The organism is Psychrobacillus sp. (assembly GCF_056205495.1).
In genome coordinates this window covers 1-11,202 of record NZ_JBAEAP010000293.1, presented here as the reverse complement: position 1 = coordinate 11,202, position 11,202 = coordinate 1, and the positions used below count along the sequence as shown (strand labels likewise).

Annotated in this window: 7 protein-coding genes; 1 reads left to right on the top strand and 6 read right to left on the bottom strand. The window is 34.9% G+C overall.

The features are described 5' to 3' along the window. Positions 1-58: 58 nt before the first annotated feature. Positions 59-502, bottom strand: coding sequence for a MarR family winged helix-turn-helix transcriptional regulator (locus AC06OU_RS08565; RefSeq protein ID WP_169358888.1), 444 nt, complete (start codon positions 500-502; stop codon positions 59-61). A 75-nt stretch (positions 503-577) separates the two neighbouring features. After that, positions 578-1,633, bottom strand: coding sequence for an ATP-binding protein (locus AC06OU_RS08560; protein WP_475855207.1), 1,056 nt, complete (start codon positions 1,631-1,633; stop codon positions 578-580). A 174-nt stretch (positions 1,634-1,807) separates the two neighbouring features. On the opposite strand from AC06OU_RS08560, the gene AC06OU_RS08555 reads away from it, so the two are divergent. Then, positions 1,808-3,568 (top strand): B12-binding domain-containing radical SAM protein, encoded by a 1,761-nt coding sequence (locus AC06OU_RS08555; RefSeq protein WP_475855206.1) that lies wholly within the window; start codon positions 1,808-1,810, stop codon positions 3,566-3,568. Positions 3,569-3,798: 230 nt separating this feature from the next. Here the strand turns inward: AC06OU_RS08555 and AC06OU_RS08550 are convergent, their stop codons facing one another. The 4 genes from AC06OU_RS08550 to AC06OU_RS08535 form a co-directional block, all read right to left on the bottom strand. Next, positions 3,799-5,151 (bottom strand): TrkH family potassium uptake protein, encoded by a 1,353-nt coding sequence (locus AC06OU_RS08550; RefSeq protein ID WP_475855205.1) that lies wholly within the window; start codon positions 5,149-5,151, stop codon positions 3,799-3,801. A gap of 125 nt (positions 5,152-5,276) precedes the next feature. Then, a complete protein-coding gene (locus AC06OU_RS08545) occupies positions 5,277-6,047 on the bottom strand; it encodes a TerC family protein (RefSeq protein ID WP_342566891.1) in 771 nt (256 codons plus the stop codon). A 225-nt stretch (positions 6,048-6,272) separates the two neighbouring features. After that, positions 6,273-7,361, bottom strand: a complete 1,089-nt coding sequence (locus AC06OU_RS08540) for an SDR family oxidoreductase (RefSeq protein WP_475855204.1) — start codon at positions 7,359-7,361, stop codon at positions 6,273-6,275. A gap of 181 nt (positions 7,362-7,542) precedes the next feature. After that, positions 7,543-10,602, bottom strand: a complete 3,060-nt coding sequence (locus tag AC06OU_RS08535; RefSeq protein WP_475855203.1) for an efflux RND transporter permease subunit — start codon at positions 10,600-10,602, stop codon at positions 7,543-7,545. Between the last annotated feature and the right edge of the window lie 600 nt (positions 10,603-11,202).

Below are 11,202 nucleotides of genomic sequence, written 5' to 3'. Positions count from 1 at the left end.
AAATACTATTAAAATCAATTAAAATAAAAACTTCGGGCCGTACTATGGCTCGAAGTTCTTAAGATAATTTTTTAATGGACAGACCAAGCTTCTTTATTAATTCTATAGCATCCTTTTTTTCATCTTCTGTCAAGATACTCATTAATTGGACTAACTGCTGCTCATGACGTGGAAATAATTCTTTCATAAACTCTGAACCTTCTTCTGTTATTTCCGCATAGGTAACTCTTCGATCTGTATCGCTGGATACCCGCTTTATAAAGCCACGACCCTCAAGCTTATCTACTACATAAGTTATAGACCCACTAGCGAGTAATATCTTATTTCCTATTTGTTGCAAGGGTTGCTTTCCTTTATGGAACAAAAGCTCTAATACCGCAAATTCAGTTGGATTTAACCCATTTTCTTGAAAGAAATGATTTGTACATTCATGTATTACTTTATGAGCACGGGAAAGTACTATAAATAATTTCAAAGCACTACTCGATAAGTCATTGGTCATTGTCGTCATCCTCACCTATATTAAATTACATTAACAATCATTATATAGGTCAGACTAATAGATTGTCAAAATAGCTTAGGAAGCTACTTGTAAGGGAAGTAGGAAATTAAAGACCGTTCCATTTCCAACCATACTCTCAACCTCTATTTTACCGCCATGAGCCTCCATAACTTCATAGGCATGAGATAATCCAAGTCCAGTCCCTGTCGATTTAGTTGTGAAGAATGGCTTGAAAATATTTGCTAATTCTTCTTCTCCAATTCCATTCCCCTCATCTTTTACTTTAATACTTACAAATCCATCACAAGACAAAGATAATCTAATATCTATTTTACCACTTTTTACCATAGATTCAATAGCATTTTTTATGACATTTATAAAAACCTGTTTTAAAAGGTTCCTATTTCCCAATACTCTAATGTTTGTATATAATTCATTAGTAATATTAATTTCAATTGCTTTCATGAGAGATTGTGGAGTCATGAAACTAGCTACCTCTGTTATGAGCTGGTCAATTTCGAAGTAGGTGTACTCTTTGTTGCTCGGCTTTGAAACTTGAAGAAATTCTGTCAATATTTCTTCCATTCTTTGTATCTCATGATCAATAACATCCAAGTATCTTTTTCCGTCTTCATTAGCAGTTTTCAGTAACAGCTGTGTGAATCCCTTTAAAGATGTCATGGGATTACGTATTTCATGAGCGATACTTGCCGCAAGTTGTCCTAGAGTACTTAACGATTCGTTATGATTAAGGCGCTTCTTCATAAACATTTTTTCTGATTCATCATGTATTTCCATGAGAAATAGATTAGATTCACTCTGTTTAGATACAATCAAATGCAGATACCTATTGTCACCCATATATGTTTGAAATTCACTAAAAAATTCTGCTTGTCCTTTTGAAGCTAAATTCTGTAGAAATGTCTTTCTAGAAGCTCCAGTGAGAGAGAACATATTCAAAAGTGTATTAGAGTTCATTTTAAGCAATTCTTCTCGTTCTATCTCTAACACTTTTTCTATATATGGATTAGCGTCTAGGACTTCTCCTTCATCGCTTATAAATATTAATCCACTGGAAAAGAGTTGGAAAACCTGTTCAAACCTTTGTTTGTACTCGTATTCTGCTAACATTTTGCACCCAACCTCTCATAAGAATCTGAGAATAAACAATTCAAATTTTTAAATTATTGATTAATTCTGATTATTCCACACTTTTATTATTCTGGATATGGTTATTTTTGACCATATTGTCGACATGAATATTCACTGTTACAATAGTTATGCAAAACTAAAGGAGTTAAGAAAATGAATATAATATTAACCACATTAAATGCAAAGTTTATCCATACGAATTTGGCATTACGCTGTTTAAAGGCTGCAGCAGCACCTGACTATTCCCCCCTTATTGTTGAATATACTATAAAAGATCCAACTTTTAATATAGTAGCTGATTTGTACCAAAAAAAACCGAATGTAGTTGGCTTTAGCTGTTACATTTGGAACATTGAAGAAACCATTAAAGTAGTCAAGATGTTAAAAACAGTAGATCCTTCTATAACTATTATTTTAGGCGGTCCCGAAGTTTCCTATGACACGAATGTTTGGCTCCGTAAAGTGACAGAAATTGACTATATCGTAGTTGGAGAAGGTGAACAGACTTTCAAGGAAACATTAGATTTTCTTTCCAAAAAGAAAGAGTTAAAAGAAGTACCTGGACTAGCATATGTACAAAACGACAAATTTATTCTAAATCCGCTACCTCCAAAATTAGATTTACGTGAATCTTCTTCTCCATATCGTTTTGAAGAGGATTTACCTAATCTTTCTAAACGTATTGTTTACGTTGAGACTAGTAGAGGGTGTCCTTTTTCTTGTCAATTCTGCCTCTCTTCTATTGAAGTTGGTGTTCGATATTTCAATCGTGAAAAAGTTAAAGAGGATATTCGATACTTAATGCAAAATGGTGCAAAAACTATAAAATTCGTCGATCGTACTTTCAACATTAGTAGAAGTTATGCTATGGAAATGTTTCAATTCCTAATCGACGAACATTTACCAGGAGTTGTTTTTCAATTTGAAATAACAGCTGATATTATGCGACCAGAAGTTATTCAATTTTTAAATGACAATGCTCCAGCTGGTCTTTTCCGTTTCGAAATTGGTGTTCAATCTACCAACGATTTGACGAATGAGTTAGTTAAACGCAGACAGAACTTTGAAAAGTTGAAAAGGACAGTTACTATGGTTAAAAGCGGTGGAAAAATCGATCAACATTTAGATTTAATCGCTGGGCTACCAGAAGAGGATTATCATTCCTTCCGAAATACTTTCAATGAAGTTTTCGAAATGCGTCCCGAGGAGTTACAACTAGGCTTTTTGAAGCTTTTAAGAGGTACAGGATTGAGAGTTGAAGCGGAAAAGTATGGTTATGTCTATGTAGACCAAGCGCCATATGAAATTTTCTCCAATAATGTATTGAGCTTTCATGATATTTTACGTATTAAGCAAGTGGAAGACGTTCTAGAAAAGTATTGGAATGCACATAGAATGGACCAAACGTTAGAATTTCTTTTTGAACATGTATTTGAAACACCTTTCGACTTTTTCCAACAATTCGGTACCTATTGGGAAGAAAGAAATTGGTCTAGAATTGGTCATCAGCTAGAGGACCTATATACACGTCTTTTTGCTTTCCTAGAACAATTAGAAAATATTCCTTTAGCAACTATTAAGTCTGTTATGAAACTAGATTATTTATCAAAACAAAAATTCCAACCTCGGAAGCCTTGGTGGAATAATGATTTAAACAAAGAAACTCAGTCTGCTATTTATAAGCTACTAATAGAGGATTCCTCCATTGCTGGAGTAGACTTTTCACACTTAAATTTGTCAGAACGAGAACTGTACAAACAGACATTTATCACACCAATTACTGTTAATGTGGATTTGTTTAAGCAAGGAATTATCAAAGAAGAGAATGGTTTCTTACTGACTGCATTCCAAAACGGACAAGCTCCACAATTCTTCTTCTTGCAACCAAAAGAAAATATCACAGTAACGAATTAATAATAACCAAATTTTACTCTAGAAATTAGGAGAAGTCTAATAAGCCTGCTTTAAATTCAAAAGCCCCAGAAACTTTACCATTCGGTAAATTCTGGGGCTTCTGTTGTTTCCTCGTAGCTTTTGTTTCCACTTTGGTTTACAAGAGGGTTACTGATCAGTAATCTCTTTCCACAAGCTTAGTCACTGTGTTCTGTAAGAATAACTAGCAGTCATTCAAAAGCAGCTTTTAATTACCCAATAATTACACGTTCCTTTGGATAATGGTATTTGGTAATCTTTCGCTTACCTCCTAGTGTAAATAGGAAGGATATTAAACCGACTCTTCCTATAAACATGAGGAGCATGATTACTAGCTTCCCAAAGGAAGATAGGTTCTCTGTCACCCCAAGCGACATACCACACGTACCAAACGCAGAGGTTATTTCAAATAGTAGGGACGCTACTGCAACACCCGGTTCCGAAACCGATAATATAATTGTTGCAGCAAAGACCATCAGAATAGCTAAAACAAATACTGCAAAGGCTCGATAAATATCGAGTAGATGAATTTCCCGATTAAATATTTGTATATTTTCTTTGCCTCTAGAAAAGTTTATTAGAAACAAGATTGCAAGTGCAAAGGTAGTTGTCCGTATTCCTCCCCCTACTGAGCTAGGAGAAGCACCAATAAACATGAGTGCACTCATAAAAAGATTAGTTCCTTCGTTAAACATATTGATGTCCACAGTAGTTAGCCCCGCAGACCGAGTTGATACTGAATGAAAAAAAGCAGTGAAGAATTTCTCATGCCAAGGTAGATCCTTAAGAGTATTAAATAATTCAAGTAAAAAAATCATCACTGTTCCTATAACTAATAGGGCCCCATACGTTAAAGTAGTGAGCTTCGTAAATAATGAAAATCTAAAACTTTTATTTTTATTGGAAAGAAATTCTTTTACCTCAATTAAAACAGGAAAGCCAATTGCACCAAATACAATCATTATACTCGTGATGATCAGAACAAAGTAATCATGATGATAAGTAACTAAGGATTCACCTGTTATATCAAAACCGGCATTAGTAGTAGCAGAAACAGAAGTAAACACTCCATGTAACAATGCTTGTTTAAACGTATCGTAGTATTGCGTAAAGTAAACTGTCAGTATAATTGAACCAAGCAATTGAATGAATAAGAGAATTTTAATAATTTCCTTTATAAGCATTACAGCACCCGACATTTTAGACTGGTTGTGGTCAACCATGATTAACTGCCTTTCCCTTAAACCAATTCTTCTACCAACCACAAGCCAAATAAATGTTCCTAAAGACATTATTCCAATTCCTCCAAGCTGGAGAATTAGAATAAGCATGATATACCCAAAAATAGTATATGTATCTACAATGCTTATAGTTGTTAGCCCTGTTACACTAACGGCGCTAACTGCTGTAAACAAGCTATCAATAAAGTCTACTTTCACACCTGGCCTATGAACCCCGGGTAAGCGAAGTAGAATAACTGAAATAGCAATGGCAATAAAATAATAAGAAACAATTATTTGAGCCGGTGTCATTTTATATTTCGCTTTAAATGTATTGTTTTTCATTTAATATGTTCCTTTCAAGTTAAAGAGAGCCTATTAAATCATTGTAAAAAAAAAAAGTATAAAAAGATAGCAGTAACAATACTATCTTTCATACTTTTAACTAAATCATTATATATTTACTAAAATTAAGCAGTCTTTTTGTTTTTGGCTACACCAAGTAAATACCCACCAATTGCGATTACTAGTAAAACAACCCAGAAAGTCAATTTCCATCCAGTTGAATGTGGGAAATGCTCATCAAGTATAGCTACACTTGGATGAGATAGTGTTAATACAGTTAACTTAACCCCTACCCAACCTACTATTAAAAATGCAGCTGTTTCTAGTGTTGGATATTTTTCAAGTAATTGAACAAATTTATGTGCGGCAAAACGCATAATAACTAGCCCAATTACACCACCGATGAACATTACTGCAAATTGTCCACCGTTAATTCCACCAATTTCAAAGTCTCCCCAATATGGTAACGTTACTGCAATCGCAACTGCAGCTAACATAGAGTCGATTGCAAACGCGATATCTGCTAATTCAACTTTTAATACAGTCATCCAGAATCCTGAACCTTTTGCATTTTCTTCTAAGCCATCCGTTTCAATATGCGGACCTGGTTTTTTACGTTGATCGTAAATATGTTTAATCGAGATAAATAACAGATAAGCAGCACCTAGTGCCTGCACTTGCCAGATGTTAACTAAAAACGTAATCATAAATAAAGCTGCAAATCTAAAAACAAAAGCTCCTAATAGACCGTAAAACAGAGCCTTTTTTTGTTGGGCCTTCGGTAAGTGCTTAACCATTACTGCCATTACTACTGCGTTATCGGCAGCTAGCAAGCCTTCCAGTCCTACTAGGACAAGTAAAACCCATCCATACTCTAACAAAATTCCATAATCCATAAAAATATATCCTCCTTTGAAATATAAAAAGACCCCTGCCTAAAAAAAGGCAAAGGTCTTGCTAAGCAAATTAAAAATTAATGTGCTATCATAACCGATGGCAAAAGCCATGTAATGACGACTATGAAATAGGTTTCCCTATAGCTACTCCCCTTTGACGAACGTCAAGAGTCTATTTATTTATATGTCTATAATAACAACATTTAAGTGATTAGTAAAGCATAATTATTTAATGGAAATATGATAGGTTGGATCGTCTTTGTGTTTGTTGTAAAAACGAACCATGGAAGGTATCGATTCTATAAAATCAGGACAATTTATTTCCCCTTTACGTAGAATTTTTTCAGCATTTGTTGTATCAAAAGAAGAATTCCAAGTGAGATAATCTAATGTTTCTTTTTCAACCTGCAGGAACTTTCTTATAGGTAATAAGCTAACAGATCCCTTTGCTAATGCTAATGGTATTCTCCCCTTAGGATATTTCCCTGTAACTTCTCTAACAAAAGCTCTATATACCTCTTCAACTGGATAAGGCTTTGGATCGGTTAAATGAATAGTCTTCCCTTCTGCTTCTTCATCAAAACAGCAATATATGGAGGCTTTCGTTATGTAATCAGAGGGTACTACATTAATAAAAGACGTGGACTTACCGAGATAAGGTATTATAGGTAATCGTTTCAATCTGTTAATCATGTTTATAAAAAAGTATGGCCCATCAAACTTAATCGTTTCTCCTGTGATGGAATGTCCCCTTACAATCCCTGGCCTAATAATGGTAAGTGGCAGTTGGCTTTTTAAGTTGTTTACAAGTACTTCTGCCTCGTATTTTGTTTCCTCATAATGATTTTTAAATCCAGGGGGTTTAATAAGTTCCGTCTCCAGTAGCTTACCTTCTCTTTTCCCCGCCACATAAGCCGTGCTAAAATACATATATCTTTTTATATTTGGAAGTTTAAGAACTAACTCATTAAATAATTTAGTTCCTTCCACATTAACCTTCCAGGCAATTTCCTTTGGAACAGCTAAGTCATAAATAGCTGCTAAATGCCACACATCATTTATTTCTTGCTTTAAGTTGTTAATTGTTTCATTATCAAGCCCTGCATTTGAAAGTGTAATATCCCCTTTCACTACAATAATCGATTGGTTAGTTATTCCGTCCTCGTAAATTTCACTTATTACCTGTTCAGCTTTTTGAACTAGGTTAGGAAGAACTAGAACATAAATAGCGGAATATCGATTTTGATGACGTAGTTCCTTTATGATATTTTTCGACAAAAACCCTGGAAATCCTGTAATCAATGCATTAGACATATTGGTAATCATCCCCTTTTTTTGATTATACTAAAGACCTCTAAATGCGCATACATAAACTTTAATCGGAAAAGGTGTTATACGATATTCTATTAGATTCTAGTGCCTTAAACCAAACCAATGTATACAAAAATAAAGCTCCGAAATTTTACAGTATGTAAATTATCGGAGCTTTTCTTATTTAAGATGATTTTATTTTTCTTGTCTCTTTGTCCACTAGACTATAGATAATTGGCACTACAAATAACGTTAGTAAAGTCGAAGCAACTAAACCACCAATTACAGTTAAAGCCATTGGTTGATTTATTTCTGTTCCCTCTCCAATTCCTAGGGCCAATGGAATTAAACCTAATATTGTCGTTAGAGCTGTCATTAGTATCGGACGTACTCTATCCCGAACGGAAGTCGTAATTGCCTCGAAGGATGAAAAGCCATCTGCTTTACGCTGGTTAATGTAATCTACTAATACAATCCCATTATTCACCACAATTCCAACAAGTATTAGTATCCCTATGACAGCGGAAACACTAATAGGAGTATTTGTAATGAATAAGACAATCCCAATACCTATCACGATTAACGGTACAGTAAACATGATTACAAACGGATATTTATAAGATTCAAACTGGGCTGCCATTACGATAAATACTAAGACGACCGCCAATAAAACAGCCAAAATCATATCATTTTTGGCATTATCCATCAACTCTCTGTCTCCACCAAAATTGACCTGCACTTTATCGTTAAAATTTTGATTCTCTATTACTTGATCAATTTGTTCGGACATATCTCCTAGCGTATTTTCTGATTCATACTTAACAGAAAATGCAACCGCGCTAGCCTGGTTTAAGCTACGTATAGCTACTGGTCCCTCAGCAACCTCTATACTTGCAACATCCTCAAGGTTAACAAATTGACCTGATGGAGTACGCAGTTTTAATTGCTTTAAGGTTTCAATATTTTCCCGGTCTGACTCGTTATATTTAACGTAAACTCCGTAAACTTCATTGTCTTCCGAGATTATTTGGGAAGCTAACACGCCTCTCGTTACATTGTTAACCATTTGAGCTACTTGAGCAGGAGCGAGACCTAGTTCAGTTGCTGCATCACGCTTAACAATCATTTGTACTTCCTCTACGGTAGAAATAATGTCATTGTTGACCTTAGTGACGCCTTTTATTTTTTCTAAATCAGCCTGCAAATCAGCAACGGCTTGGTTTAATACATTTTTATCAGCAGAGGAAATATTGAAAGATACCACATTAGGTGAGGAGCCAGATGCTGTTTGAACATTAAAGTTTATCTCTGCTCTTTCTCCTATTGCTTGTGCTATTTTAGGCTGTACTTTATCTACAAATTCAAATGTAGATTGACTTCGTTCATCAAGCGGTTTTAGTTTCACAGAGATTTCTGCGATGTTAGATTTAGAAGTACCTCGAGACATGCCCTCTTGACTTCCGCCTACGAAGCTTACATAGACATCTACATCCTTCTGTTCCTGCAATATATTCTCTATCTCGTCTACTACTTCATTTGTAGATGTAAACGATGAACCATTTGGTAACCTTACACTAATAGATGCAAAGCCTTCATCCGTAGGAGGTAAAAATTCAGTACCTACACGGAAAATACCAAATACAGAAATAATTAGTAAAGCTAAGGTCATAGTAAGAATTAAAGCTCGGTGACCTAAAGACCACTTAATCGATTTCTCCAAATTGTTGTAAGCCTTCGATCTTCGTCTTCTAGCTTCTAAATCTCCTTTTGGTTTTTTTAACATTCTACTAGCCATCATAGGTATGACAGTGAGTGCAACAAAAAGTGAAGCAATAAGACTAAACGAAATAGTTAACGCAAATTCGGTAAATATCTGGCCAATAAGTCCTGAAAGGAAAATTACAGGTATAAATACTGCTACAGTTGTTAAAGTAGAGGCTGTAATTGCTCCACTTACTTCTTTTGTACCTGTTAAAGCTGCAGCTTTAGGGTCTTTTCCTAAACCGAGATGCCTTTCGATATTCTCGATAACAACAATAGAATTATCAACTAGCATCCCAATTCCCAATGCAAGTGCTCCGAGCGTCATAATATTCAAAGAAAAACCAGCAAAGTACATCAGTAAAAATGTCACAATAACGGAATATGGGATTGCCACACCAATAATAATTGGACTTCTAATGCCTTTTAAGAACACGAACAAAACTACCATTGCCAATAAACCACCTGTTACTAAAGTGGTTCCAATATTGTTAATCGCCAGCTTGACGTAATCACCTTGATCAAAAAGAATATCCGCTGTGACTCCCTTATATTCATCTTTCTCTAGCTGCTTGTCCAATGCCTCTTGAAAGGCTGTAGATACTTGTGCAGTATTTGCACTAGATTCTTGGAGCACAGACAAGAGAACAGCCGGCTCTTCATTGGCTCTTGTTTCACTATTTGTTTCTTGTTCTGCTAACTGAACTGTTGCAACATCGGAAATAGTTATTTGTGAACCATCAATTGGGTTAACAGTAATAATTAAATTTTGTATTTCTTCAACAGAGGTTAATGAGCTCATAATTCGAGTAGTTAAGGACATCTTTTCCTCTGTTTCTATTGGATCTCCAGGAAGAGAAATATTATTCGCTTGAATTAGCTGGACAATATCACTTTGAGTTAGTCCATTTTGAATTAATTTGTTTTGATCTAATAATATCTGTACTTCTTCAACAAGTGAGCCAGATATATTAACACTTGCAACACCCTCTGTGCTGATTAATTCCTTCTCTAGCTCTTTTGCTATTAATCGAATATCTTGTCCATCATCAGCAGCTCTTAGTGATAACTGAATGACAGGAAACTGTGCAGGATCAAATTTTAAAAATCTTGGTTTATCTGCTCCAGTAGGTACGGGCACTAAATCTATTCGTTGCATGATGTCCAATTGAACATCATCCATATCTGTAGACCAATCAAATTCTAACAAAATAAAATTAGCGCTTTCTTGAGAGGTACTACTGATTGACTTAATACCAGGTAAGGTACTTAAAGAAGTTTCTAATGGTTTGGTTATTTTTTCATCTACCTCTATTGGCCCAGCACCAGGATAGTTAGTTACGACAACGCCAATTGGAGGATTTAACTCTGGGATCAATGTGATTGGAATTTTAAAAAAAGAAACAGCTCCTAATATAACTACTAAAAACATAATTACAGTAGTAAATACAGGTCTTTTTATAGAGAAACCACTAATTTTCATATACAGGGAACCACCTTTACTTTCGCTATTTATATCATATGCTCTATGACGTAAGAGTTCAAATTTTATTATTGCTTAGGGATAGATAAATAAAAATAAAGAGAATATAACAGTTGTATAACTTTTTTTATGCTGGAGAAATATTCAGAAACAACTAATACCGTTAATTACGAACTACTTCCCCTTTCATACATAGCCTATGATGGTCAGAACGGGCAGCTCTCCAGTTATATAAGTTAAAAATACCACGATTTCACTCACCCCAATGAGAATGTAATTCTTTAATTTATCATTTCTGCTCCATATAGGAATCGAATTTTCTCGTTTTTTATAATAAGCTTTGTTAAAGTTATTGGTTGGTTTTGACTAACAATTCTATAGTGACTGTAAACATTATCAAAGGGACATTACATGACTATTATGATTATAAATAGATTATGAAAATGGGATTGGGTACAGTTTTTTGGCTTTGTTTATGCGAGTAAATTTATTAGCGCTTTCTCGATGCTAAAGCTGTTCCCATTTATTGATTGGAGCGCCAGACGGCGACTCCTACGGGATGAGTGAGACAGATAAGACATCACAACCACGCGCGTAAGC

Coding starts and splice junctions, on each gene's coding strand:
- AC06OU_RS08565 (WP_169358888.1), bottom strand. CDS start 502: ATGACCAATGACTTATCGAGTAGTGCTTTGAAATTATTTATAGTACTT.
- AC06OU_RS08560 (WP_475855207.1), bottom strand. CDS start 1,633: ATGTTAGCAGAATACGAGTACAAACAAAGGTTTGAACAGGTTTTCCAA.
- AC06OU_RS08555 (WP_475855206.1), top strand. CDS start 1,808: ATGAATATAATATTAACCACATTAAATGCAAAGTTTATCCATACGAAT.
- AC06OU_RS08550 (WP_475855205.1), bottom strand. CDS start 5,151: ATGAAAAACAATACATTTAAAGCGAAATATAAAATGACACCGGCTCAA.
- AC06OU_RS08545 (WP_342566891.1), bottom strand. CDS start 6,047: ATGGATTATGGAATTTTGTTAGAGTATGGATGGGTTTTACTTGTCCTA.
- AC06OU_RS08540 (WP_475855204.1), bottom strand. CDS start 7,361: ATGTCTAATGCATTGATTACAGGATTTCCAGGGTTTTTGTCGAAAAAT.
- AC06OU_RS08535 (WP_475855203.1), bottom strand. CDS start 10,602: ATGAAAATTAGTGGTTTCTCTATAAAAAGACCTGTATTTACTACTGTA.